Below are 24,236 nucleotides of genomic sequence, written 5' to 3' on the forward strand. Positions count from 1 at the left end.
AGAGATAGTTGGGACTACTGGTTTTAAAGAGTTTTTTGACGAGAAATTTCAGAGCTTTTTATGCGAGCTTATGCAAAGTAAAGTTTTAATTATTTCTGGCAAAGAGTATAAATTTAGCGAGCTTGAAATTTATACTTGTTTTGACGCAAATACCTACAAAAGGCAGTGTGAGGCAGGAGAGATTTACTTTCACAACTTTGGCTTTGACATATCTTTTAAAAGTGAGCCATCGCTTTATGGTGGCATTTTAGTAAGAAGCCTAAAGCCCTTAAACGGGCAAAATTTTATCTTTGGGCCAAGAAAATGTGCCTTGCATATCTTAAATAGCAAAATGAGCAATTTAAACTTTGATCTAAAAGAGGCTGATTTTAGAAAAGATGGGATTACTTTTACGCCACGTATTAGATCATTTGGCGATGAAAACCAGCAAAAAAATGATTGTCTTAGAGTATTTACTGCTGAGTTTGAAAAAGCCTTAGAGTTTGATGAAAATTATAAAAAGAGATTAAATGCCTATAAAAAGGGGTGAAATTCATCTTTTTATCAGCTTTTGCGGTGAGAAATTTAGCCCAAAAATGCTAGATAAAAAAGATCGCAGAAGAGTAAAAAAATACCCAAATTTAATAAAACAAAACTCATTTAAAATATCTCGCTACTTAAAATTTAAAGCAAAGTTGCGAGGTAAAATCTGTCTTTCTCATAAAGAAAATATCGCAGTTTTAGCCATTTCAAAAGAAAAGATCGGAGTCGATGTCGAAGAGCTAAAGCAGAGAAATTTTGACGCCGTAGCTAGCTTTTGCTTTACAAAAGAAGAGAGCAAAAATTTGGCAAATGAAAAAGATAAAACGCAAAAATTTTATGAAATTTATACTGCAAAAGAGGCAATTTTAAAGCTTAAAAATTTATCGTTTAGCGATCTTGGTACTACCAACTACGATGAAATGGCAAAAAAATACTTAATTATTAATAATTCATTTATTATTTGCCTTGCATTTAAGCAATGCAAAGATATAATTATTAAACTTTTGTAATTTTTAAAGTTAAAAGGTAAAGATTGCTTATAAAAAAAATAGTCATGATCCTTGCTATTTCGCTTTTTGCTCTTGGATGTGCAAAGAAATTTGATACGCCACAGATGGCAGATTTTGACTTAAAAACATTTAAGGTAAGCTCATCAAAAGGTCTACTTTTGCTTTACGTGCAAAATATCAAGAATGAGTATAAATTTAGCCTTGTAAACGCACTTGGCGCGCCAGAAGCTAGGCGAGTTTTAAAAGATGGTAGCTTTAAAAATTTAGGTTTTTTGCCACCAAATAGTGCCTACAATGAACTTTTTATAAAAGTGCTAGAGATGATAAAAGATGAAAAAAATGAGCAAAAATTTATGATAGATGATCAATATTATAAGGTAGAAAGTGTTGATCTACGTTAGCAAACCAGCCATTATTAGTGCAGCAGGGAGCAGTAGTGATGAGAATTTGAGCTCGCTTTTAAGTGGAAAGAGATTTCTAGGCCTTAGCAGTGAGTTTCATCCTGAGAATAAATTTTTAGTAGCGAAATTTGATAAGGCACTGCCAGAGTTTGCCAAGAACACAAAAGAACACTTCAAAACAAGAACCAATGCTTTGCTTCTAAACACGCTTCTTGAGCTTGACGATGAGATAAAAAAGGCTATCAAAAAATTTGGTAAGAGCCGTGTAGGTGTTATTTTGGGTACTACAACGAGTGGAATTGAAGAAAATTTTTGGACTTTTAAAGAGTATATAAGAACTGAAATTTTTGATAAAAGCAAGTTTGGTATAGACAGAAACTGTCTTGCAAATGTGACTGAATTTGTGAGCGAATTTTATGGATTAGAAGGTCCAAGTTTTTGTGTTTCAACTGCCTGTACTTCTGGTGTTAAGGCAATTATTGAGGCGCAAAGACTAATAAAAAGCGATATTTGCGATGCGGTTATATGCGGCGGCGTCGATAGTTTAAACACCTTAACCATAAATGGCTTTAACTCACTTAGCATTTTAAGCCAAAAACCAAGCGAACCCTTTTCTAAAAACAGAGAGGGGATAAATATCGGCGAGGGGGCTGGGCTGTTTTTACTAAGCCGTGATGAAATTTCAGATGTCGTCGTAGCTGGCTCAGCCTCAAACTGCGACGCTTTTCATATGACTCAGCCCGATTTTAATGCCAAAATGGCAATTTGTTGTATAGAAGAAGCTTTAAAAAAAGCTGGCATGGACGGCGTGGACTATGTAAATTTGCATGGCACCGGTACGCAAGCAAATGACAAAATGGAGGCAAAAGCTGTAAATTTAACGCTTGGCTCCGCATATGCTAGCTCGTTAAAGCCGCAGATCGGACATACACTAGGCGCTGCTGGAGCAATAGAAAGCGCCATTTGCACCATGCTTTGCATGGGGGAAAATAGCGTCTTGCCACCGCATGTTTACGACGGAGCATATGACGAGAGTTTGGAAGCTATAAATTTAGTAAAAAGTGGCATGAAATTCGACGTAAAAACAGCGATGTCGCTATCTTTTGCCTTTGGCGGAGATAACGCCGCGATAATATTTAAAAGAGTGAGATGATGATAAGTGATTATTTGCCACACAGCAGCGCCATAACCTTGATCGATGAAATTTTAGAATTTATCCCTTGCGAGAGCATAAAAGTAAGAAGCGTGATAAATGAGCAAAATCCATTTTTAGAAGATGGTAAATTTATGACGCAAAAGGCGATAGAGATGATGGCTCAAAGTCTTGGCATCTACGACTCAAAGATGCGTGAGCTGCGCGGCGAGAAGGCGATATTTGGCTTTTTGCTTGGTAGTAGAAAATTTGAAATTTTTAGGCCATATTTTAAAGTGGGCGATGAGATAGTGATCGTCTCAAAGTGCTCGATCCAAGATGAGAGCGGTTTTGGCGTTTATGACAGCGAACTTTTTGTAAATGGCGAGCTTGGCGCAAGGGCGGTTTTAAACGTGATGAGCCCTGATGAAGAATTTGTAAAAAAGGCACTTAGTGAGTAAGAGAGTATTGATAACTGGATCAAGTAGAGGCATAGGAGCTAGCATCGCTAGGCGCCTTGCTAATGAATACGAAGTGGTGCTTCATGCAAGAAGTAAGAGCGATGAGCTTTTAAAGATGGCTGGCGAGCTTGGAGCTAAATTTATGACTTTTGACGTGGCTGACACTGCGGCAGCTAAAGAGGCGATAGAAGCTGATATGGAGGCAAATGGCGTCTATTACGGCGTTATTTTAAACGCTGGTATAACAAGGGATAATACCTTTGTTGGGCTAAGTGACGAAGAGTGGTTTGATGTGATAGATGTAAATTTAAATGGCTTTTACAACGTCCTAAGACCAGCGCTAATGCCTATGATAAGGGCTAGAAAGCCAGCTAGGATAGTGACACTAAGCTCTGTTTCAGGGGTTATTGGCAACAGAGGGCAGGTGAATTACTCAGCTAGTAAAGCTGGCATCATAGGAGCTAGCAAAGCCCTTGCAGTCGAGCTTGCCAGTAGGGGCATAACAGTAAACTGCGTAGCTCCAGGGCTTATAAAGACAGATATGAGCGAAGAAATTTTAAATAGCGACTTCTTAGACGAAGTGCTAAAGGCCATACCTGCAAAAAGAGCTGGCGAGGCAGATGAGGTGGCAGGACTTGTTAAATTTCTACTAAGTGGCGAGGCTAGCTACATCACAAGGCAGGTTATCGGCGTAAATGGAGGACTTTGCTAATGCGTGTATTTGTCACAGGTATCGGCGCAGTCAGTGCTTTTGGCAACAGCTGGGAGGAGATGAGAGCTAAATTTCTTGAGGGCAAAAATGCCGTGAGATATATGAGCGAGTGGGAGGGCTATAAAGAGCTAAACACGCGCCTAGCAGCACCTATCATAGACTACAAGCACCCGCAGGAGTGGGACAGAAAACAGCTAAGGAGCCTCGGCAAGGTCTCAACTTATAGCGTACACGCAGCTGGGCTTGCTTTAAAAGACGCTGGTTTGCTAAATGGAGAAGGTTTGCAGGCTGCAAATTTAGACCCAAGTGTGCAAGATGGCAGGATGGGCGTGGCGAGTGGCTCAAGCACTGGTAGCACCGACTCTATCCTTGACATGGCAAAGCTAGTTTTGGACATTGATAGCGGTTTTAACGCAAATACTTATATAAAAATGATGCCTCACACCACAGCGGCAAATATCGCGCTATTTTACTCACTAAAAGGGCGCATCATCCCTACATCTTCGGCATGTACGAGCGGATCACACGCCATTGGCTACGCGTACGAGAGCATAAAAAATGGCAGCATAGATATGATGCTAGCTGGTGGGGCTGAGGAGCTTTGCGTGAGCGAGGCGTACGTCTTTGACAAGCTCTACGCGACTAGCGTCAAAAACCACGCGCCAAATTTGACACCAACGCCGTTTGAAAAAGATAGAGATGGCTTGGTACTTGGCGAGGGAGCTGGATTTTTAGTGCTTGAAAGTGAAGAGAGCGCCTTAAAAAGAGGAGCTAAAATTTACGCTGAGGTCGTTGGCTTTGGCTCTACGTGTGATGGCACGCATATCACCAGACCACAAAGCGCTACGATGAAAGCGGCGATGAGCCTAGCACTCCGCGCGGCAAAACTAGAGCCAAAAAGCATAGGCTACGTAAATGCCCACGCCACCGCTACAAAACATGGCGATATAGCTGAAAGTATCGCTACAAACGAGCTTTTTGGAGAGGACATCGCCATTAGCTCGCTTAAAAGCTATCTTGGTCACACGCTTGGCGCTTGTGGTGGGCTGGAGGCGATAGCAAGCATAATGATGATGAGAGAAGAGCTATTTTTCCCAACTATAAATTTAAACATAACTGATCCTGAGTGTGCAAAGCTAAACTATTTAAAAGAGCCAACCCCGATAAAAACGGACTTTGTTATGAGCAATAACTTTGCATTTGGCGGCGTAAATACATCTTTGATATTTAAAAGAGTTAAAAACATTTTTTAAAAAGGATAAATATGAAAAAATTAATTTCATTAGTTGCCATTTTGGCATTTGCTACAAGTCTTAATGCAAGAGATGATGTGAAATATCACTCACTTGATTTTCTAAATGGCCCAAAAGCTAAAAATTTCTTACTTCCAAATGTAAGTATCAGCTTTGGCACAGGCTATAGCGGACAGGTGATTGTAAAAGACCTAACATCAAATAAAAAGACAAATGGTTTTAATAAAAGTGATGAAGAGGCATGCCAAATTGCACTTCTTTCGGCTTTAAAGACTTTCCAAGAAAGAGCATTAAAAGAAGGTGGCACTAAGGTTGTAAATTTAACTGGCTACTACAAAAAACAGCCATTTAACTCAAAAACTCAGTTTCAGTGCGGAAGCGGTGCTTTGATGTCTGGTGTTACTCTAAAAGGTGATATCGCGAAATAATGAAATTTCAAGTTGATTTTTTTGACGCGATAGCTTATGGTGATGTCGGCGAGGATCTGGCTAGATATAAAAAAGAATTTGATCTAGCAAAAATTCCACCAATTCAAAGAAGAAGGCTAAGTAGTGCTGCAAAGTGCGCTTTTAGCCTGCTTAGTGGTTTTGATAAGCTTGATATGCCAGTTATTTTTAGCTCATATGAAGGAGAGATAAATCGCTGCTTTGAGCTAGAGACTACGCTGGCAAAGGCTGAGCCAGTTTCGCCTACTTCGTTTTCACTTTCTGTGCATAACGCTATTTCGTCACTTCTTGGCATAGAAGCTAAAAATCATAATGAAATTCTTGCCATATCGTCATTTAGCCCAGTTGAAGATGCTCTGCAAGCAGCCTTTTTAAGGCTAAATGATGGATATGAAAATGTGCTAATACTTGCCTATCATGAGTCGATAAAGCAGAGTTATTTTGATGAGAAAAAGCCATCATTTATGCTCGCTCTTGTTGTATCAAAGGCAAAAAATGAGAGAGTTTTAACTCTAAAAAGAGAGAAAAAAGAAAAAGAAATTTGCGAAAATTTATTACAAAACTTTATTGTAAATTTTGATCCAAAAATATCAAAAAGCTGGCAAAGTTGTAGTTATTCTTCATCTTGGAATTTTAGCTATGAGCCTTAAAATTTTAAGAGCTGGATTTTTATTTTTCCTTTTTGCGATCATTTGCATAAGCGGGGATTTACTGCTTGTGCCAGTGGTACTTTTGAGGCTAAATAAATTTAAATTTATACAAAATTTATGCCGTGATCTAGTTAGAATTTCTTGGAGATTTTTTATAAAAGTTACTAAAATTTGTGGGCATCTGGACTATAAATTTGAGCTTAGCGAGCTAAAGGGCGACTCAAATTTGGTCATCGCAAACCATCCTTCGCTTCTTGACGTGGTCTTTTTAATTTCAAGACTTAAAAGGATAAACTGCATCGTGAAGAGCGAGCTTAGTAAAAATATATTTTTATTTGCTGCAATTAGAGCGTGCAACTATATACCAAACACAAACAACGAGGAATTTTTACAAAAAAGCGTAGATGTTTTAAAAAGTGGTGAAAATTTATTAATTTTCCCAGAAGGCACACGTACGAAAGATGAAATTATTTTTCATAAGGCAGCAGCTTATATAGGTGTAAAAGGCGCTAAAAATATTGTATGTATTGGCATCAATATGCACCCAAGAAGCCTTAGAAAAAATGAACCATGGTACAAAACGCCAGATGAAAAGATAAAATATCATTTTAAAGAGATAAAAATTTTTGATGTTGATATGTTTTTAAAGGATAGGCCAAGCCCCGTAAGGGCTAGGGCAATGCATGATGAGATAAGTAAAATTTATAAGGAGGAATTTGGTGAGAGAGCTAGTTAATGAGATAAAAGAGTTGATTATCACAAGCTTAAATTTAGAGGATATGAAGCCAAGTGATATTGATGAGAATGCGCCACTTTTTAATGATGGTCTTGGGCTTGATAGCGTCGATGCTTTAGAGCTTGGACTTGCGGTGCAGAAAAAATATGGCCTCGTGCTTGACTCAAAGAGTGCAAATCTAAAAGAGATATTTTTTAGTGTATCTTCTCTTGCAAAATACATTTACGAAAATAGGAAATAACGATGAGTGAAAAAGAAATTTTTGAAATTTTAAAGAAAGCCTTGATTGATCTTTTTGAGATAGATGAGAGCAAGATAAAGCCAGAGACTAGGATATATGAGGATTTGCAGATTGATAGCATTGACGCTATTGATATGATTGACTACATCAAACGTCAAACCGGACATAGGCTGATGCCAGAGGATTTTAAAAACGTAAAAACGCTTGATGATATCGTAAAAGCTGTAGCAAAGAAATTTGAAGCATAAAATAGTAAACCTAGTTCTAATTTTAGTAAGCATCGCTTACCCTTTAGTACTATTTTTTTGGCAAGAAAACGCCACTTTGATATTTGGTGTTTTATGTGTACTTTGGGGGCTTAGAGCCTATTTTGAAAGTGGCAAGAAAAGGCAGGTTTGCTTATCGGCTAGCTTGTTTTTTGCCATTTGCACTATTTTTAGAAGCGTAAATTTAGCACTTTTATATCCAAGTATCGTAAGTCTTGGCTTCTTGGCTCTCTTTTTTTACAGCTTAAAGGGCGAGGCTGTTATAACCAAAATCGCTAGATTAAAAGAGAAAAATATAGATGAAAAGGTCGTTAGCTACACAAGAGGGCTAACAAAAATTTGGTGCTTATTTTTTGTATTTAATGCGGTTTTATCATTTATTTTATCGTGCTTTGAAAATAAATTTTATTGGAGTATTTACTGCTCCTTTGTTTCTTATATTTTGATGGGATTTTTGTTTTTTGGAGAAATTTTATATCGTAAAGTTTTTATTTTAAAGAGGAAAGATGGAGTTTGAAAATAGTCTAAAAGACTTTAAATTTGTTGATATTGATAAAAATTTATACTCACAAGTTGTTATTTTTGGGGCAAATTTAAAAGAGTATGGCCTAGGTGAGGTAGAGATCTATCTAAGCGAAACTTTTGACTTTTGTGTAGCCTTTTTTGGAGTACTTGCGATCGGCGTGAGACCGATTTTGCTTGCAAAGCCTATTTTTAGTAGTGATAAATTTAATATCAATGATGAAAATTTCAAGAATTTTTTGACTCCAGCTAGAAATATAGAGCCAAAATTTGATATAAACTCTACTTTTTTTCTTCAGACTTCGGGCTCGACTGGAAAGAGCAAAAATATCCCAAAAAGACTTGGTGCGATGATAGAAGAAGGGCTATTTTTAAAAGAAGAACTTGGATTTAATGAGAGCGATACATTTTTTTCAAGCGTTTCGCATCAGCATATGTTTGGTCTTACTTTTAAGGTATTTTTGCCCATCATTTCTGGTGCAAAGGTTGTTAGTAGGGAGCTAAATTACCCAGAGGCGATCTTTGAGTTAGAGCTTGAAAATTTAAGTTTCATAACAAGCCCAGTTTTGCTTCAAACGCTAATTTCTAGTCCAAGAGCAGCTGAAATTTCAGGACTAAAAAACATAATCTGTGCTGGCTCGGCACTAAAGAGTGAGCTAAGAGCTAGCATATCAAAACTAAGCAAAACACGCATTATTGACATCTATGGTAGCACCGAAACTGGTGCAGTGGCTAGAAATTTAGGCGATGAACTTTTACTTTTTAGTAAGGTAAAGGCAGGTATTAGCGAGGACGAGGCATTAAACGTGAGCTCGCCATGGTGTGAGTTTTTCCAAACTAGCGACTGGGCACAGATAAATGGCAGCAAGCTCACGCTAAAAGGTAGGATCGATAGGATAGTCAAGCTAAATGATAAAAGGGTCAATCTAATAAGCATCGAAAATAAGATGTTTGAAAGTGGCCTTTTAAAAGACTGCTACTGTGATACGCATCCAAAATTTAAGCGTCTGGCCGCACTTTTAGAGCTTAGTGAAGAGGGTGTGAAGCTCTTTAGAAATAGCGGTAAAAAGGGCGTTGTAGCAAGGCTAAATGAGCTTTTAAGGCCTGAGTTTAAAAATAGTGTTAGGTATTTTAAAATCGTTAGCTCGCTTTGTAAAAACGCTCAAGGGAAATTTCTAAAAGCAAATTTTAAGGAGCTTTTAGAAAAGAGCGAAGAGCCCAGCTGGGATAAAAGTAGCGATGGCGGCGTCTACAAATTTAAAACAAAGCTTAGCCCAGCACTTGGTATTTTTACCGAACATTTTCCAAATTTACCGCTTTTGCCTGGCTTTGTGCAACTAGATTTTGTATTTAAATTTGCAAGAGAGCTTGGCGCAGAAATAGGCGATCAGTGCGTGGTGGAGAATCTGAAATTTTTAAAATTTGTAAGGCCAAATGACGAGCTTTGTATAGAAATTTTGCAAAAAGATGAGAAAATTTATTTTGAGATATTTTGCAACGGCACTAGAAGTGCTGCTGGTAGGATAAAGCTGGGCTTATGAAGACGCTTTTTCTCATACCATTTTTCAACCATCCAGAGAAGATAAAAGCCCTTTGTAAGGCGCTTGCGAGATACAATCTACCCATTTTAATAGTCGATGATGGCTCAAACGAGGCATCAAAAAAAGCGTTGGAAAATTTGAGCGAATTTGGCGTAGAAATTTTAACAAGAGCCCAAAACGGCGGTAAGGGAGCTGCGCTAAAAGATGGCTTTAGACACGCTTTGCAAAATGGCTACACGCACGCATTTCAGATCGACGCTGACTTTCAGCACGACATAAGCGAAGTGGTAGAGTTTTTAGAGCTTAGTAAAAAGTATCCGCATGATATGATCTTAGCTGATCCGATTTATGGCGAGGACGCGCCAAAGTCGAGATTTTATGGCAGAAAGATCACAAATTTTTGGGTCAAAGTAAATACATTTAGCGCCAACATAAAAGACGCGATGTGTGGCTTTAGAATTTATCCACTAAAAGAGCTCGAGTGGGCGATATCTCAAAGCAAGTCAAATAGGATGGAATTTGACATGGAAATCCTTGTAAATGCTGTAAGAGCAGGCATTGGACTAAAGTGGATACCATTAAATGTAAGATATGAAAAAGGTGGAATTTCTCACTTTAAAATGCTAAAAGATAATGTGCTAATTAGTCTTATGCATGCTAAATATTTTTTTAGTTTGGTTCCATTTTTGCTGGGCAAAGTCTTTAAAGGGCAAAAATATGCATGGTGGCAAAAAGGCGAAAGATCAAATGAATTTTTCTTAAGGGTGAGCTTGTTTTTAACCAAGAATTTGCCTATTTTTCTTATAAAACCTATCGTTATGATCGTCGTTTGTTTTTATTATATTTTTTCAAAAATAGAGAGAAAAAATATAAGAGAATTTTTGCAAAACGTAGAGAAATTTAGTGGTAAAAAGCCGGCCACTGGTGTTTTTAGAAATTTTTATGAATTTGGTATTGCGATTTGCGATAAATTTCGTATTTGGCAAAATGGCGTGCTCGAAAATGAGCTGGATTTTAACGAGCTTATGTGGATAAAAGAAGAGTTTGAGGCATCAAAGCGTGGCAGAATTTTGCTAACAAGCCATCTAGGAAACGTAGAAATTTGCAAGACACTTTCGCTTAGATCGCCAAGTTTTCGTATGATCATCTTGGTTTATAGTAAGGGAAATGAAAATTTTTATAAAATTTTAGAGCAGATAAGTAAGGGGCAGATCAAACTAATAAGCGTAGAAAATCTTGATGCAGCAGCTATGCTTGAGCTAAAAGAGGCGGTAGAAAACGGCGTAAATATCGGCATAATGGGCGATAGAACCCCAGTAAATGGTGATAAATTTGTTGAGGTTAGCTTCCTTGGTAAGATGGCTAAATTTAACTACGGCCCATACTTATTAGCTGGCATTTTGGGTGTAAAAATGAGCACGCTTTGGTGCGTGAAAAATGGCGATAAATTTAGTATCGAGCTAAGCGACATCGCAGATGAGATAAAACTAGGTCGCAACCGCAAGGCGAGCGTCATGCCATACGTGCAAAGCTATGTAAAACAGCTCGAAGATCACGCTTGCAAGAACCCATCTCAGTGGTTTAATTTTTTTGATTTTTGGAGATAAATTTGAAAATTTCACACGTTAGCACATTTAAAGTGGCGTTTTTTGATGTTGATAGCATGGAGGTGATGTGGCATGGAAACTACGTCAAGTACCTAGAAATGGCACGCTGCGAACTACTTGACAAGCTGGGGTACAACTACATCGCTATGAAAAAAGATGGTTACGCCTTTCCTATCGTAAAGCTTGATGTAAAATACGTGCGCCCAGTCTTTTTTAACGACACCATCAAGGTCACGACGACGCTTAGCGAGTGCGAAACATTTTTGAAATTTCACTACCTTATAGAAAATGAAAAGGGTGACAAATTAAGCGAGGCAAATACCGCACAAGCTGTCATCGAGATGAAGAGCTTGCAAACTTGCTTTGAGATGCCAGAGGCGCTAATAAAGGCGATTGAAGCTTACACGAAAAAGGAAAATTTATGAAAAAAATAGCTCTTTTTTTGGCCATTTTTATATCTTGCTTTGGCTATGAGCTGGGTGAGCTTAAAAACATAGTAAAAACAGATGGCGTAAGCGGAAATTTCACGCAGACAAAGAGCCTGGCTGGCTTTAACAAAAACATAAAAAGCACGGGTGAGTTTAGGCTAGAAAAGGGCGGACTTTATTGGGATACGCTAGAGCCAATCATCTCAAAGGTTTTCATAAACAAAGACGGTATTTTCAAAAACGAAAATGGCAAGCTTGAAAAGACGAGTGCAAATTTTGACGAAAAGCTATTTCTTGCTATCATCAGCCTAGATGAAAACGAGCTTAGAAAAGAATTTGACATAAAAACAAGTGGTAGCCTAAAAGAGTGGGAGATAGAGCTAAGCCCTAAAAATTTACTCTTTAAACAAATTTTTAAGTCAATAAAGATAAGTGGCGATAAGGCGGTAAAAAAGATCGAGCTTGACGAGATAAGTGGGGATAAAACGATAAATGAGTTTAGTCTAAAATGAAAAAACTAGCCACGATCTTGGCTTTTATATTTGTTTTTTTAGTCTCGCTTGGGTATTCGATTGCGAACCTAAAAAACGTCCAAACTGATATCTTTTCGCTGATAAATTTCAAGGATGCCAAAGAGGCAAAGGTGCTAAAAGAGGTGCAAGATGAAATGGCATCAAATTTTTTAGTGTTGGTAAATTCTAAAGAGCTGGCCAAAAATGTGCAAAGCTTAGCTCTTAAAAGCTCGCTTTTTAAGATCTTTGAGGTGAACTTAGATATAAATTTAAACGATTTAAAAAGTGACATCAACCGCTCAAAGATTGCACTTTTGAGCAGGGCTGATCTAGAGCTTCTAAAAAACGATAAAAACGCCTTTTTTAAAAAGCGCGCAGAGGAAATTTTTAGTAGCTTTAGCTTTAAGCTTTTAAATGTAAAAGATGATTTTTTCTCGCTAAGTAGTGGTTTTAGTGCAAAAAATGGCAATGTGAGCTTAAATTTAGCCGAGCTCATGCTTGAGGTAAAGGACGGAGAGAAGAGCTTTTTCTTGCTAAAAGGTGAGCTAAAAAAGGAAGCTTCGAGCGAAGGGTTAATAAATTTTTATAACGATCTAAATGCGCTAAAAGTCGGACAAAATGAACTTTTTATACACTCAAGTACCATCTATCAGGCATTTTCAAAGCAAAAAAACGAGAGTGAGAGTCTTTATATGAGTGTGGTCTCGCTTAGTTTAACCGCTATATTTTTGATGCTTGCTTTTAGAAATTTGCGAATTTTTTATGTAGTATTTATCGCTGCATTTGGCTTTAGCGTGGCATTTGCAGGCACTTTGCTCTGCCTTGGTGAGCTAAATATCCTTACTATTTTAATAAGCACAAGCCTCATTGGCCTCATGTTTGACTACATCTTACACTGGCTTAGCAAAAACGAGGGCGAAGTGATCAGGGCTAGTAGCATAAAAAATATGCTAAAAATTTTCTTGCTAGGCCTTTTTATCACGCTTAGTGGCTATCTAGCTTTTACGTTTTCTGATCTTAAACTGCTTAAAGAGGTGGCGCTATTTTCGGCGTTTGCACTAGTTGCTGCGTTTTTAGCTAGCTACTTTTTCATGCCTTTAGTTTTTGAAGGGGTGAAATTTTATAGATCAAAGGCTTTTGACGCTTTTTTAACTAAATTTTGTGATCTTTCAGGCGCGGTTGCAAGGCATTTGGGGGTTAAATTTCTAGCTATCTCACTTATTTTGCTAGCTATTTTTCTTGTTTTTGATCTTAAAAATTTATCAAAAAGCGAAAATGTAAAAGACTACTCAAATATGCCAAAGAGCCTGCTAGCAGACTCTTTTTATATCTTAAGCCTAACTGGCAACAACCAAAATACAATGATCGTAACAAGATCTAATGGCGATATTTTGGGAGGTGAAAAGAGCCTTTTAGATGAGCTAAAAAAGAGAAATTTGATAAAAGATGAGAGCTCGCTAAGCGATATGTTTTTAAGTAAAAGCGAGCAGGCTGAGCTAAAAGAGGCCTTTAAAAAGGCACTTGATGATGAGCAAATTTATGTGATTTATGAGAAATTTGGCTTTAGCAAAGATGAAGTACGAAGTGAAATTTTAAAAATTTTGAGAGAAAAAGAGCTTGGCGTGAGTGAAATTTTGGCTCTAAAATCAATGAAGGATTTTAAAAAATTTATGCTTGATGAAAATACAAGCGTAGCTTACGTGAGCGACTTTGTAAAAGGGGCGGCAAGTGATGATGTGCTGGAGTGTCACAACGCTTTTAGTCTAAATTTTGCTGACTCGCTAAATGAGAGCCTAACTCAGGCAAAAGAGCTTGCTCTAAAGCTAAAAATAGCAGCACTTGTGATCGCGTTTTTACTGCTATGGTTTTATTTTAGTGCTCTTATCTCGGCACTTGTGATGGGCATCATCATCTTTGGCGTGCTTCTTACACTGCTTATCTTTGCCTTTTTTGGCGTAAATTTAAGTATTTTTGGTGTCTTTGGGCTCATACTTGCAAGCGCTGTTGGGATTGACTACATGATATTTGCGCTAAATGATAGTCTTAGCGAGAAAGAGCGAATTTATGGGATATTTTGTGCATTTATCACAAGCTTTATCTCCTTTTTTACCCTCTCTTTTAGCCAGACCGCTGCCCTTAGCGTATTTGGATTAAGCGTTAGCCTTTGCGTGCTGATATATGGGCTATGTGCTAGCGTTTTATCTTGTAAAAATATAAAAATTTAGTTTGATTTTTAGACTCCAAGCAGCTTGTCTAGTTTAGGGTTTTTGGTAAAAATTTTATTAACGGCTAGTTTTTGCCTATGTCAGCATTTCATTTGCCTTGTTCTGGACGTTTGAGGCTGAAATGAGATCAAATTTATATGGCGGCTTAAGTAGTGATTTGTCTAGTTTTTTGCAAACGCTGCCCTTTTTAAAAGCTTTATTTGCCACTTTCAAAAATACACTTATGACTTACTAAATTTGCACGGCATGAGGCACCGTAAGCTTGCATAAGAGCTAAACTCGCCACTGCTAATCTCGCTTATAAATTTATCTAGCCCCAAGCTATTGCCATTTTGAGGAATCTTGCCTTCGCTAAGGTCTATGAGCTCATCCACATAGATGACATAGTCGCGTATTTTATGAGCTCTTGTCTATCTTTTGTGACAACTTCTTTACTCTCTTTATCGGCGTATCTGCCAAAATTTTGCTCTGCACCAATGCTAGCGTAACCAAAGGGCGAGTCGCTTGCTTTTATCTCGCCTGCTTGAGCTATAGCACCAAATGCAAATAACGAAGAAATAGCTAGAAACAATATCTTTTTAAACATCTTTAGCTTTTTAAATTTGGCTTTTTATTTTTGATATTTTATTGCGAATGTCGCCGTTAAATTTAGTGCTATTTTTAAAAAGATAAAATTTTAAGCAAAAAATATCTCGCTTTTTAGACGAAGTAGGCATAGATAGGCGCTTAGCACGCTTTGCTCTCTAATGTAGTTGCGATCCCCTTTTAAAAGAAGTCTTTCAACCTCGATGTTGCCGTTTCTATCGCCAGCTGCGACATATACCGTGCCAACTGGCTTGCTAGCTGTGCCACCACCTGGTCCAGCTATACCGCTAATGGCAAGCGCAAAGTCCGCATTTGTCGTGCTTAGCGTACCTTTTATCATCGCCTTTACGCAAGGCTCGCTCACGGCTCCGTAAGTATCTAAAATTTCATCCTCAACGCCCAGCCACTCGTGTTTTATGTAATTTGCATAGGTTACTAGTGAGCCATCAAAGCTAGCTGAGATGCCGCCATATCTTGCAAATTTAGCTGCTGCCAGCCCAGCCGTGCAAGACTCGGCAAATGAAATTTTAAGCCCCTTTTGCATGAGCTTGTTTGCCACAAATTCTATCACGTCTTTTTGTGGGATAAATTTTTGAGAAAACAGCGTTTTTACCCCTTGTAAAAAGCTCTCGATCTGACCAAATTTATTGCTTTTTGCTCTTACTAGTATCAAATTTGGTAGGATCTGCGCAAGAGTGATATCAACCTCATAAGTTTTAGCAAGTGGCATCATAAGGATCCTAGCGCTATCAGCATCGATGTCTATTAGATGAAAGTAGCTAAAATTAGGCTCGTATTCGACTAAAAACTCGCTCAGCTCTTCATTTGGGTTGGCTTTTATGAGATTTATCTGGGCGTTATTTAGGCTGGTTAAAAAGCTATTTTTAGAGTAGTCTAAGCTATCTTTAAGCGCAAGTGTCGTGCTATCTTTTAGCTCGAGCGAGCCCCCAGTTAGCGTCGCTACTATCTTTGCAGCGATGGCAAAATTTTCATCCGAGCCAAAAATGCTTACAAAGTCGTAATCTTTTGATAAATTTTCGATGATAAAAGGTAGCTCTTTGCTATTTTTTGGAGCAAAACTGACCACTCCAAGCTCGCCAAAATGATCCTCGTAACTTTGAAAAATGTAGTTTAGAAATTCTCTATTTATCTCAAGATCTTCGCCTATTATCAAGATACTTTGTCTCATTTTTAAGCTCCTTTTTTTGCCTCATTATACTATTTTTCAGTGTGATTTAACCAGCACAGGTGTAAAATTAGCAAATTTTAAAATCAAGGTAAAAAATGGACTACAAAGAGACACTTTTACTCCCAGAGACAAATTTCCCGATGCGCGGAAATCTCCCACAAAATGAACCACAAAGACTAAAATCATGGTATGAAGAGCGCAAGGTTTATGAAAAAATGAAGAAAAACCGCCAAAAAGCGGTTAAAAACTTCAACATCCACGACGGCCCTCCGTATGCAAACGGCCACCTTCATATCGGCCACGCGTTAAATAAAATTTTAAAAGATATCATCACAAAAACGCACTATTTTTATGGCGAAAATGTCCGCTATGTGCCAGGCTGGGACTGTCACGGCTTGCCTATCGAGCAGCAAGTTGAAGTCAAGCTTGGTGATAAGAAAAAAGAGCTTAGCAAGGTCGAGATCAGGGAACTTTGCAGACAGCATGCGAGAGAATTTATAGATATCCAGCGAGATGAGTTTAAGACTCTTGGCATCATCGGTGACTTTGAAAATCCATACATGACGATGAAATTTGAGTTTGAGGCTGATATCTACAAAGCGCTTTGCGAGATCGCTAAAAAAGGCCTTTTGATAGAGAGAAGCAAGCCGGTTTATTGGAGCTGGGCGGCTAGATCGGCGCTAGCTGAGGCTGAGGTCGAGTACGAGGAGAAAGAGGACTACTCTATTTACGTAGCATTTGAGCTTGATGGCGACGCGCTAGAAAAGCTCGGCGTAAAAGAGGCAAGCGCAGTCATCTGGACAACTACGCCTTGGACACTTCCAGCAAATCAAGCTATTAGCCTAAAACCAGATGAAATTTATGTGCTAACGGCTGAAAATTTGATCTTTGCAAAGCCACTACTTGAAAGCGTAGTGCAAAGTGGCCTAAGCAAGGGCGAGATCAAAAAAGAGTTTAAATCAAGCCTGCTTGAAAACACTCACGCGATAAATCCGCTAAACGGCAGAAAGTCACGATTTTTACTAGGCGATCACGTCATGATGGATGGTGGTACTGGACTTGTTCATACAGCTCCAGGACACGGCGAGGACGACTATTACGTATGTTTGAAGTATGGTTTTAGTGAAATTTTGATGCCAGTTGATGATGGTGGCTGCTATGATGAGAGCCTAAAACATCACGGACTATTTAGAAGCGACGTGGTAGACGAGTTTGTCGGTATGCACATCTTTAAAGCAAATGAGAAAATTTTAGAGCTACTTGGCAAAAGCTTGCTTAGCGTCTCTAAATTTAGACACTCTTATCCATTTTGCTGGAGAACGCACAAGCCTGTCATTTATAGAGCCACAAAGCAGTGGTTTATAGCTATGGACGAGGCTAAACTAGGTGGAGAAACGCTTAGACAAACAGCGCTAAAAGAGCTTGAAAAGGTTAAATTTTACCCAAGCGTAGGCATAAAAAGAATAGGCTCGATGATAGAAAATCGCCCAGACTGGTGCATCTCTCGTCAGCGTGACTGGGGCGTGCCTATCGCGTTTTTCAGAGATAAAGCGACAAAAGAAGTTATATTTGATAGTGAAATTTTAGACCACATCGTGGCTATCTTTAAAGAAAAAGGCGCTGATGCGTGGTGGGCGTTAAGTATAGACGAGCTTTTAGCAAAAGGCACAAAATACAAGGCTGAAAATTTAGAAAAAGTGATGGACATCCTTGATGTTTGGTTTGATAGCGGCTCGACGTGGCATGCGGTCTTGCAAAGCGACAACTACGACGCTGGCAAATACCCTGCAAGCATGTATCTAGAGGGCTCAGACCAGCACCGCGGCTGGTTTCAAAGCTCGCTTCTAGTAAGCACAGCTATAAATTCTCACGCACCTTATGAGAGCATACTAACTCACGGCTTTACAGTCGATGCTAAGGGCGAGAAGATGAGTAAGAGCAAGGGCAACGTCATCGCTCCACAAGACGTAGCCAAAACTCACGGCGTGGAAATTTTACGCCTTTGGGTTGGCATGAGTGATTACTCAAGTGACCTAAAAATAAGCGAAGATATATTAAAACAAATCAGCGAACAATACCGCAAAATCCGCAACACGATCCGCTTCTTACTAGCAAACGTAAATGATCTTGAGAGCCTAAATACAGAGTTTAACATCCTTGATAAATGGATATTAGCTCGTGCTAAAAAGGTCTTTGACGATGCGAGCGCTTGCTTTAAAAACTACGACTTTTCAAAGGGCTTTAACATCCTTTTAAATTTCCTCTCAGCCGATCTTAGCGGTGTATATCTTGACGTTTGCAAAGATAGACTCTACTGCGACGCAAAAGACGCCCCAAGAAGAAGATCAGCTCAAAGTGCGATGGCGATCATCACAAAGGCACTTTTGCCACTCATCGCTCCAACACTTACTTACACCGTCGATGAGGTGATGGACTACGCTCCAAATATCATCAAAGGCGAGGCAAAAGACGCGTTTGACCTAGTCTATGAGCCAATAAAATTTGATCTTAGCTTTGAAGATGAGCTACTTTTTGCCAGCAGGGAGAAATTTAACGAGATCGTGGATGTTCTTAAAAAAGAGAAAAAGATAAAATCAACTCTAGAGCTAAGCCTAGAGACCACAAATCACAACATCACAGGCTACGACGAGCGAGAGGTGGCTGATCTTTATATGGTAAGCTCAGTTAGACCTTATGATGATAGCGAGCCATTAGCCGAGTTTGAGCTAGAGGGCGATAAATTTAAGATCATAGCAAGCAACCTTCACAAATGCCCAAGATGCTGGAAATTTAACGCTAGCAAAGAAGATGCGCTATGCCCAAGATGCGAAGAGGTCATAAGTGCTAAGTGAGCCAGTAAGCGCAACTATCATAATAGCAACGATCGCTGCGGTGGTCGTTGTTAGCTTTTTTGGCATATTTTTGGTTAATAAATTTAAAGGATAAAAATAGTGGTAACTTTAAAAGAAGCTTTGAAATTTTCAGCTGAAGAGATAAAAAATTTAAGAGCCGAGCTTGAGGCAAAGATCATAAAAGAAAAAGAGCTTGGCGCTTATGTCGAGCAGCTAGCAAATTTAGAGATCGCAAAACTAGGCGAGGGCGTGCCTATCGCTATAAAAGACAACATCCAAGTAAAAGGCTGGAACGTAACAAGTGCCTCAAAAATTTTACAAGGCTACGTAGCACCTTATAACGCAACTGTCATCGAAAAGCTACTTGGTAAAAATTTAGCTCCATTTGGCCGCACAAATATGGACGAATTTGCGATGGGAAGCACGACTGAGAGCTCATTTTACGGCAAAACACTAAACCCACTAAATCACGCTCACGTCCCAGGTGGCAGTAGCGGTGGCTCAGCAGCAGCAGTTGCAGCTGGCCTTGCAGTAGCCGCACTTGGTAGCGACACTGGTGGCTCGATCCGCCAGCCAGCGGCATTTTGCGGATGTGTGGGCTTTAAGCCAACCTACGGCAGAGTGAGCAGATATGGCCTTGGCGCATACTCAAGCAGCCTTGATCAGATAGGACCTATCGCACAAAACGTTGAAGACGCAGCCATTTTATATGACGCTATCGCTGGGCATGACGAAAAAGATAGCACGAGCGCAGATGTGCCGTTTGTGAGCATTAGCGATAAGATAGATGGTAACAAAAAACTAAAAATTTGTGTCATCAAAAACTACGTAGAAAACGCAAGTGAGCAGACAAAAGCTGCTTTAAATTTAGCTATTGAAAAGCTAAAATCATACGGACACAGCGTAACTTACACAAATTTTGAGGACTCAAAGTATGACGTCGCAGCCTACTACATCATCGCAACCGCAGAGGCAAGTGCAAATTTAAGCCGCTACGATGGCGTGAGATATGGCAGACGCGCAGATGCTAGAAATTTAAAAGAACTATATGTAAATTCGCGCTCAGAGGGCTTTGGCGAAGAGGTAAAAAGAAGAATTTTACTTGGTACATTCGTATTAAGTAGCGGATACTACGATGCTTACTACATCAAAGCGCAAAAAGCAAGAGCACATATAAAAGCTCAGTATGAGAAAATTTTAGAAGAAAATGACCTTATCTTCATGCCAGTTGCTCCAAGCACAGCTTATAAATTTGGAGCACACAGCGATCCACTTCAGGCCTATCTAAGCGACATCTACACGATCAGCGTAAATTTAGCAGGCCTACCAGCTATCTCTGTGCCAGTTGGCAAAGATGATCAAAATTTAAACGTGAGCGCCCAGCTCATCGCAAAAGCGTGGGACGAACAGACCTTGATAAATGGTGCTAAGAGCCTAGAAAATTTAATAAAAGGATAAAAATATGAAGATAGTAAAGAGAGCTTTAACATTTGAGGATGTGCTTCTTGTGCCGCAATACTCTGAAATTTTGCCAAAGCAAGTTGATGTGAAAACCAAGATCAGCAAAAATGTCACGCTAAATATCCCGATCGTCTCTGCTGCAATGGATACGGTGACTGAGCATAGAACTGCTATCATGATGGCTAGGCTCGGCGGTATCGGCGTCATCCACAAAAATATGGACGTCGAAAGCCAAGCAAAAGAGGTCAAGCGCGTTAAAAAAAGTGAAAGTGGCGTTATCATCGATCCTATCTTTATAAATCCAGAAGCGACCGTGGCTGAAGCTCTAAGCCTTATGTCAGATCTTCATATTTCAGGCGTTCCAGTCATCGACAAGGAGCGCAAACTAATAGGAATTTTAACAAACCGCGATTTGAGATTTGAGACAAATATGAGCGTTTTGGTAAAAGACCGCATGACAAAAGCACCGCTTATCACTGCACCAAAGGGCTGCACGCTTGATGATGCGGAGAAAATTTTCTCTCAAAATAGAGTTGAAAAACTACCTATCGTAGATAAAGACGGCAGACTTGATGGCCTTATCACCATAAAAGATCTAAAAAAACGCAAAGAGTATCCAAACGCAAACAAAGACAGCTACGGCAGACTTCGCGTGGCTGCGGCTATTGGCGTGGGTCAGATAGAGCGCGCTAAAGCACTAGTTGATGCTGGCGTAGACGTCATCGTCATAGACTCAGCTCACGGTCACTCAAAGGGCATTATTGATACGTTAAAAGAGGTAAAAGCAAATTTTAAAGTCGATGTTGTAGCTGGCAATATCGCAAATCCAGCAGCTGTAAAAGACCTAGCAGAAGCAGGAGCTGACGGCATAAAGGTAGGCATCGGACCTGGATCAATATGTACCACAAGGATCGTTGCTGGCGTTGGTGTGCCTCAAATTTCAGCAATTGATGACTGCGCAAGAGAAGCAGCAAAATACGGCATCCCAGTTATCGCAGATGGTGGTTTAAAATACTCAGGCGACGTGGCAAAAGCCCTTGCAGCAGGTGCAGCTTGCGTTATGGCGGGAAGCTTGCTTGCAGGTTGCGAGGAGAGCCCAGGCGAGCTTATAACATTCCAAGGTCGCCAGTACAAAGTATATCGCGGCATGGGCTCAATAGGCGCTATGACAAAGGGCAGCTCGGATCGCTACTTCCAAGAGGGCACCGCTCAAGACAAGCTTGTACCTGAAGGCATCGAGGGCCGTGTGCCATTTGCTGGCAGCATAAAAGATGTGATACATCAGCTAATAGGCGGCCTAAGAAGCGCTATGGGCTATGTTGGCGCAAAAGATATCCCAACTCTTCAAGAAAGAGCCGAATTTGTCGAGATAACAAGCGCTGGACTAAAAGAGAGCCACGTCCACGACGTAGTTATCACTCACGAGGCACCAAACTACAAAGTCAATTAGTGTTAAACCTGCAAACCAAAACTATTAAATTTAACGAGCCACTCTATCTTGAGAGTGGCCGTATGCTATCAAATTTCAAGCTTATTTATGAGACTTACGGCACGTTAAATGCCGATAAAAGCAACGTTATCGTGATCTGCCACGCTCTAACTGGCTCGCACCACGCAGCTGGCACTTACGCAGGCGATGATAAAGCTGGCTGGTGGGACGGGCTAATAGGCAGCAAAAAGGCGGTCGATACAGATAAATTTTACGTTATTTGCGTAAATATCTTAGGTTCGTGCTTTGGCTCGACCTCGCCGCTAAGCGTGGATAGAAGTAGCGGCAAAGAGTATAGGCTAAATTTCCCAGTCCTTGCCATAAGTGACGTTGTAAAGGCGCAAATGAGATTATTTAGTGAGCTGGGCATCACAAGAGCAAGAGCCGTGATAGGCGGCAGCCTTGGCGGTATGCAGGCACTTTGCTACGCTATCGAGTTTCCAGAATTTGCCCAAGATATCATAATACTTGCAAGCACCTATCAGACCAAGCCTTGGGCGATAGCGTTTAACAAAATCGCCATCGAAGCCATTTTAAATGATGAAAATTTTAAAAATGGCGAATATGACGCAGAATTTATAAGAAAAAATGGTCTAAAAGGTATGGCTTTTGGCAGGATGGCAGGGCACATCAGCTTTTTAAGCCCTGATAGCATGGATGAGAAATTTGGACGAAACTACGTCGAGACTGACGGCCTTTACGAGCTTTCTGGGCGCTTTCAGGTGGATCGCTACATGGAGTACAACGGCTACAACTTCCCAAAGAGGTTTGATCCGCTAAGCTACCTATACATCGTAAAAATGATGAACATCTTTGACTGTACAAGACACTATGACAATCTAAAAGACGCCCTTGTGCCAATACAAGCAAACTTACATCTAATCGCTTTCAAAGGCGATCTACTCTTTCCGCCGTGCTGTATGAGAGAAATTTATGACACGCTTTGTGAGATGGGGCGAGGAGAGAATACAAATTTTGTAGAGATAGATAGCAACTACGGCCATGACGCATTTTTGGTCGAGATAGAAAAATTTGATGGATATATAAAAAATATATTAAAAGGATAGAAAATGGAGCAAAAAGAGCAAAGCTTTGAAGAAAAATTAGCCCTAGCAGATAAAATTTTAAACGATCTAAACAAAGATGATGTGAGCCTAGAAAATAGCATAAAGCTGCACGAGCAGGGCAAAAAGCTCTTAAATGAAGCAAGAGAAATTTTAGAAAATGCAAAACTTAGCATAAAGCAGGTGGATGATGAGTAAAATTTGTGCTCTTCAGCTACCAACTCAGCCTTTAAGTGAGGCAAGGCTTGATTATTATCTAAAAATTTGTGCGGACGAAAATGCAAGACTTGTTGTGCTTGGTGAATATGTGCTAAATAGCTTTTTTAAAGAGCTCATTAGCATGCCAAAAAGCCTCATAAAAGAGCAAAGCGAGCGCAAAAAAGAGGCTCTTTTTGCAATGGCAAAAAAGTATGATCTAAATATTGTTGCACCCATTGTAAATCTAAAAGGCAAGGAAATTTTTAAAAGTCTAGCTAAATTTACCCCAACACAAGTAAAGCTATATGATCAGCAAATTCTCATACCTTACGCTCACTGGAATGAGGCGAAATTCTTTAATAACACAAGCGATGAGCTAAATTTGCCTGTCTTTACATATGATAAATTTAAGGTCGGTGTCATGTTTGGCTATGAGGCGCACTTTGATGTGTGCTGGGCGTATATGAGCGCTAAGAAGGTCGATATCGTGCTCGTGCCAACGGCTTGTACATTTTTCTCGCAGGCGCGCTGGGAGGAGCTTTTAAAGGTTAGAGCTTTTACAAATAATGTCTACGTGCTGCGCGTAAACCGCGTAGGAAGCCACAAGAGCGATGATACGCAGTGGAGCTTTTACGGCGATTCGATGCTTATTAATCCGTTTGGTGAGGTCAAAAATAGGCTTGGTAAAAATGAAGAGATGATGATAGATGAGCTTAGCAAAAAGGAGCTTAGCGAGGCTAGAAGCACTTGGGGTTTTATGCAGATAGAGGCTAAATTTAAAAGATAAAATAAGGCCGTAACTGGATGGGAAAGCGAGCTTAGCACTTTAAAGGAATTTTGGAGTGAATTTTGAAACGAAGTGACGTTGAAAAATATATAAAAGATAAATTTGACATTTTGGGTGAGCAAATTTTCCCAAAATATCCAAAATTTAGTGTCTTTCGTCACAAGAAAAACAAGAAGTGGTTTGCACTACTTATGCAACTAAGTGCAAGCAAGCTTGGCCTTGAAAGTGACGAGATGATAGAGGTTGTAAATCTAAAATGCAGCCCAGATCTAGCCATGGTGCTAGTTGATGAGAGGCAAATTTTTAAAGCATATCACATGAATAAAAAGTACTGGATAAGCGTAAATTTAAACTCCAAAATCTCACAAAAAACCGTTTTTGACCTGATAGAAGAGAGCTTTAGCTTAAGTAAATAAAAGCCATTTTCAGCCTTAAATTTAGTAGTTT

General features: G+C 39.5%; 29 protein-coding genes. 25 read left to right on the forward strand and 4 right to left on the reverse strand.

From position 1 onward, the window contains the following. The 18 genes from FZ949_RS06595 to FZ949_RS06680 form a co-directional block, all read left to right on the forward strand. On the forward strand, window positions 1-529 hold a 529-nt coding region (locus tag FZ949_RS06595; RefSeq protein WP_148790286.1), incomplete at its 5' end, for an ABC transporter substrate-binding protein. Continuing rightward, entirely contained in the window at window positions 510-1,031 is a 522-nt protein-coding gene (locus FZ949_RS06600) for a 4'-phosphopantetheinyl transferase family protein (protein ID WP_148790268.1), read from the forward strand. The genes FZ949_RS06595 and FZ949_RS06600, both read left to right, overlap by 20 nt. A 23-nt stretch (window positions 1,032-1,054) precedes the next feature. After that, window positions 1,055-1,432 (forward strand): hypothetical protein, encoded by a 378-nt coding sequence (locus FZ949_RS06605; RefSeq protein ID WP_262367789.1) that lies wholly within the window; start codon window positions 1,055-1,057, stop codon window positions 1,430-1,432. Next, a complete protein-coding gene (locus tag FZ949_RS06610) occupies window positions 1,416-2,585 on the forward strand; it encodes a beta-ketoacyl synthase N-terminal-like domain-containing protein (protein WP_258033450.1) in 1,170 nt (389 codons plus the stop codon). Before FZ949_RS06605 ends, FZ949_RS06610 begins: the two co-directional genes overlap by 17 nt. Further along, on the forward strand, window positions 2,582-3,025 hold the full coding sequence (locus tag FZ949_RS06615; RefSeq protein ID WP_021085290.1) for a hotdog family protein: 444 nt from the start codon (window positions 2,582-2,584) through the stop codon (window positions 3,023-3,025). Before FZ949_RS06610 ends, FZ949_RS06615 begins: the two co-directional genes overlap by 4 nt. Then, window positions 3,018-3,737, forward strand: coding sequence for a 3-oxoacyl-ACP reductase FabG (gene fabG, locus FZ949_RS06620; RefSeq protein ID WP_103580629.1), 720 nt, complete (start codon window positions 3,018-3,020; stop codon window positions 3,735-3,737). Before FZ949_RS06615 ends, fabG begins: the two co-directional genes overlap by 8 nt. After that, window positions 3,737-4,990 carry a beta-ketoacyl-ACP synthase gene (locus FZ949_RS06625; protein ID WP_103580655.1) on the forward strand — a complete coding sequence of 418 codons (1,254 nt, stop codon included), beginning with the start codon at window positions 3,737-3,739 and terminating at the stop codon, window positions 4,988-4,990. Before fabG ends, FZ949_RS06625 begins: the two co-directional genes overlap by 1 nt. A gap of 11 nt (window positions 4,991-5,001) precedes the next feature. After that, window positions 5,002-5,418: an excinuclease ABC subunit A gene (locus tag FZ949_RS06630; protein WP_103560027.1), complete on the forward strand. Its 417-nt coding sequence runs from the start codon at window positions 5,002-5,004 to the stop codon at window positions 5,416-5,418. Beyond that, complete coding sequence (locus FZ949_RS06635) at window positions 5,418-6,086, forward strand: beta-ketoacyl synthase chain length factor (protein ID WP_103580630.1); 669 nt, start codon at window positions 5,418-5,420, stop codon at window positions 6,084-6,086. Before FZ949_RS06630 ends, FZ949_RS06635 begins: the two co-directional genes overlap by 1 nt. After that, entirely contained in the window at window positions 6,076-6,822 is a 747-nt protein-coding gene (locus FZ949_RS06640) for a lysophospholipid acyltransferase family protein (RefSeq protein ID WP_103580631.1), read from the forward strand. Before FZ949_RS06635 ends, FZ949_RS06640 begins: the two co-directional genes overlap by 11 nt. Then, window positions 6,806-7,063: a phosphopantetheine-binding protein gene (locus FZ949_RS06645; protein WP_103580656.1), complete on the forward strand. Its 258-nt coding sequence runs from the start codon at window positions 6,806-6,808 to the stop codon at window positions 7,061-7,063. Before FZ949_RS06640 ends, FZ949_RS06645 begins: the two co-directional genes overlap by 17 nt. 2 nt (window positions 7,064-7,065) lie before the next feature. Further along, complete coding sequence (locus FZ949_RS06650) at window positions 7,066-7,311, forward strand: acyl carrier protein (protein ID WP_021090641.1); 246 nt, start codon at window positions 7,066-7,068, stop codon at window positions 7,309-7,311. Next, window positions 7,301-7,846: a COG4648 family protein gene (locus FZ949_RS06655; RefSeq protein ID WP_103580632.1), complete on the forward strand. Its 546-nt coding sequence runs from the start codon at window positions 7,301-7,303 to the stop codon at window positions 7,844-7,846. Before FZ949_RS06650 ends, FZ949_RS06655 begins: the two co-directional genes overlap by 11 nt. Continuing rightward, window positions 7,836-9,392, forward strand: coding sequence for an AMP-binding protein (locus FZ949_RS06660; protein ID WP_103580633.1), 1,557 nt, complete (start codon window positions 7,836-7,838; stop codon window positions 9,390-9,392). The genes FZ949_RS06655 and FZ949_RS06660 overlap by 11 nt, the downstream gene beginning before the upstream one ends. Further along, window positions 9,389-10,999 (forward strand): glycosyltransferase family 2 protein, encoded by a 1,611-nt coding sequence (locus FZ949_RS06665; protein WP_103580634.1) that lies wholly within the window; start codon window positions 9,389-9,391, stop codon window positions 10,997-10,999. The genes FZ949_RS06660 and FZ949_RS06665 overlap by 4 nt, the downstream gene beginning before the upstream one ends. A 2-nt stretch (window positions 11,000-11,001) precedes the next feature. Then, complete coding sequence (locus FZ949_RS06670) at window positions 11,002-11,424, forward strand: acyl-CoA thioesterase (RefSeq protein ID WP_234401511.1); 423 nt, start codon at window positions 11,002-11,004, stop codon at window positions 11,422-11,424. Continuing rightward, on the forward strand, window positions 11,421-11,939 hold the full coding sequence (locus tag FZ949_RS06675) for a LolA family protein (protein ID WP_103580636.1): 519 nt from the start codon (window positions 11,421-11,423) through the stop codon (window positions 11,937-11,939). Before FZ949_RS06670 ends, FZ949_RS06675 begins: the two co-directional genes overlap by 4 nt. Continuing rightward, a complete protein-coding gene (locus FZ949_RS06680; protein WP_148790269.1) occupies window positions 11,936-14,164 on the forward strand; it encodes an MMPL family transporter in 2,229 nt (742 codons plus the stop codon). Before FZ949_RS06675 ends, FZ949_RS06680 begins: the two co-directional genes overlap by 4 nt. Window positions 14,165-14,239: 75 nt before the next feature. Here the strand turns inward: FZ949_RS06680 and FZ949_RS09335 are convergent, their stop codons facing one another. The 4 genes from FZ949_RS09335 to FZ949_RS06690 form a co-directional block, all read right to left on the reverse strand. Next, a complete protein-coding gene (locus tag FZ949_RS09335) occupies window positions 14,240-14,377 on the reverse strand; it encodes a hypothetical protein (protein WP_159070046.1) in 138 nt (45 codons plus the stop codon). A gap of 8 nt (window positions 14,378-14,385) precedes the next feature. After that, complete coding sequence (locus FZ949_RS09610; RefSeq protein WP_234401512.1) at window positions 14,386-14,538, reverse strand: hypothetical protein; 153 nt, start codon at window positions 14,536-14,538, stop codon at window positions 14,386-14,388. Then, entirely contained in the window at window positions 14,523-14,750 is a 228-nt protein-coding gene (locus FZ949_RS09615) for a hypothetical protein (protein ID WP_234401513.1), read from the reverse strand. Before FZ949_RS09615 ends, FZ949_RS09610 begins: the two co-directional genes overlap by 16 nt. Window positions 14,751-14,840: 90 nt before the next feature. After that, window positions 14,841-15,938: a CinA family protein gene (locus FZ949_RS06690; RefSeq protein ID WP_148790270.1), complete on the reverse strand. Its 1,098-nt coding sequence runs from the start codon at window positions 15,936-15,938 to the stop codon at window positions 14,841-14,843. Window positions 15,939-16,033: 95 nt separating this feature from the next. Between FZ949_RS06690 and ileS the strand changes: the two genes are divergently transcribed. The 7 genes from ileS to FZ949_RS06725 all read left to right on the forward strand — a co-directional run bounded on the left by ileS (window position 16,034) and on the right by FZ949_RS06725 (window position 24,205). Beyond that, entirely contained in the window at window positions 16,034-18,790 is a 2,757-nt protein-coding gene (gene ileS / locus FZ949_RS06695) for an isoleucine--tRNA ligase (protein ID WP_148790271.1), read from the forward strand. A 99-nt stretch (window positions 18,791-18,889) separates the two neighbouring features. Continuing rightward, complete coding sequence (gene gatA, locus FZ949_RS06700) at window positions 18,890-20,248, forward strand: Asp-tRNA(Asn)/Glu-tRNA(Gln) amidotransferase subunit GatA (RefSeq protein WP_148790272.1); 1,359 nt, start codon at window positions 18,890-18,892, stop codon at window positions 20,246-20,248. Between the two features lie 4 nt (window positions 20,249-20,252). Next, window positions 20,253-21,701, forward strand: a complete 1,449-nt coding sequence (gene guaB, locus FZ949_RS06705; RefSeq protein WP_148790273.1) for an IMP dehydrogenase — start codon at window positions 20,253-20,255, stop codon at window positions 21,699-21,701. Beyond that, on the forward strand, window positions 21,701-22,807 hold the full coding sequence (gene metX / locus FZ949_RS06710) for a homoserine O-acetyltransferase MetX (RefSeq protein ID WP_103580642.1): 1,107 nt from the start codon (window positions 21,701-21,703) through the stop codon (window positions 22,805-22,807). The genes guaB and metX overlap by 1 nt, the downstream gene beginning before the upstream one ends. Window positions 22,808-22,810: 3 nt before the next feature. Beyond that, window positions 22,811-23,002 carry an exodeoxyribonuclease VII small subunit gene (gene xseB / locus FZ949_RS06715; protein ID WP_004317712.1) on the forward strand — a complete coding sequence of 64 codons (192 nt, stop codon included), beginning with the start codon at window positions 22,811-22,813 and terminating at the stop codon, window positions 23,000-23,002. After that, on the forward strand, window positions 22,995-23,789 hold the full coding sequence (locus FZ949_RS06720) for a carbon-nitrogen hydrolase family protein (RefSeq protein ID WP_103580657.1): 795 nt from the start codon (window positions 22,995-22,997) through the stop codon (window positions 23,787-23,789). Before xseB ends, FZ949_RS06720 begins: the two co-directional genes overlap by 8 nt. Window positions 23,790-23,851: 62 nt before the next feature. Beyond that, on the forward strand, window positions 23,852-24,205 hold the full coding sequence (locus FZ949_RS06725; RefSeq protein WP_103580644.1) for an MmcQ/YjbR family DNA-binding protein: 354 nt from the start codon (window positions 23,852-23,854) through the stop codon (window positions 24,203-24,205). Window positions 24,206-24,236: the final 31 nt, after the last annotated feature.

This window comes from Campylobacter concisus (assembly GCF_902460545.1).
Classification (GTDB): Bacteria; Campylobacterota; Campylobacteria; order Campylobacterales; family Campylobacteraceae; genus Campylobacter_A; species Campylobacter_A concisus_AE.

Excerpts from the sequence above, each read along its gene's own strand:
- FZ949_RS06675 (WP_103580636.1), top strand. The coding sequence starts at position 11,421 with ATGAAAAAAATAGCTCTTTTTTTGGCCATTTTTATATCTTGCTTTGGC.
- ileS (WP_148790271.1), top strand. The coding sequence starts at position 16,034 with ATGGACTACAAAGAGACACTTTTACTCCCAGAGACAAATTTCCCGATG.
- FZ949_RS06600 (WP_148790268.1), top strand. The coding sequence starts at position 510 with ATGCCTATAAAAAGGGGTGAAATTCATCTTTTTATCAGCTTTTGCGGT.
- FZ949_RS06650 (WP_021090641.1), top strand. The coding sequence starts at position 7,066 with ATGAGTGAAAAAGAAATTTTTGAAATTTTAAAGAAAGCCTTGATTGAT.
- FZ949_RS06720 (WP_103580657.1), top strand. The coding sequence starts at position 22,995 with ATGAGTAAAATTTGTGCTCTTCAGCTACCAACTCAGCCTTTAAGTGAG.
- FZ949_RS06665 (WP_103580634.1), top strand. The coding sequence starts at position 9,389 with ATGAAGACGCTTTTTCTCATACCATTTTTCAACCATCCAGAGAAGATA.
- guaB (WP_148790273.1), top strand. The coding sequence starts at position 20,253 with ATGAAGATAGTAAAGAGAGCTTTAACATTTGAGGATGTGCTTCTTGTG.
- FZ949_RS06635 (WP_103580630.1), top strand. The coding sequence starts at position 5,418 with ATGAAATTTCAAGTTGATTTTTTTGACGCGATAGCTTATGGTGATGTC.
- FZ949_RS06615 (WP_021085290.1), top strand. The coding sequence starts at position 2,582 with ATGATGATAAGTGATTATTTGCCACACAGCAGCGCCATAACCTTGATC.
- FZ949_RS06630 (WP_103560027.1), top strand. The coding sequence starts at position 5,002 with ATGAAAAAATTAATTTCATTAGTTGCCATTTTGGCATTTGCTACAAGT.
- FZ949_RS06680 (WP_148790269.1), top strand. The coding sequence starts at position 11,936 with ATGAAAAAACTAGCCACGATCTTGGCTTTTATATTTGTTTTTTTAGTC.
- xseB (WP_004317712.1), top strand. The coding sequence starts at position 22,811 with ATGGAGCAAAAAGAGCAAAGCTTTGAAGAAAAATTAGCCCTAGCAGAT.
- FZ949_RS06625 (WP_103580655.1), top strand. The coding sequence starts at position 3,737 with ATGCGTGTATTTGTCACAGGTATCGGCGCAGTCAGTGCTTTTGGCAAC.
- FZ949_RS09615 (WP_234401513.1), bottom strand. The coding sequence starts at position 14,750 with ATGTTTAAAAAGATATTGTTTCTAGCTATTTCTTCGTTATTTGCATTT.
- FZ949_RS06690 (WP_148790270.1), bottom strand. The coding sequence starts at position 15,938 with ATGAGACAAAGTATCTTGATAATAGGCGAAGATCTTGAGATAAATAGA.
- FZ949_RS06640 (WP_103580631.1), top strand. The coding sequence starts at position 6,076 with ATGAGCCTTAAAATTTTAAGAGCTGGATTTTTATTTTTCCTTTTTGCG.
- FZ949_RS06660 (WP_103580633.1), top strand. The coding sequence starts at position 7,836 with ATGGAGTTTGAAAATAGTCTAAAAGACTTTAAATTTGTTGATATTGAT.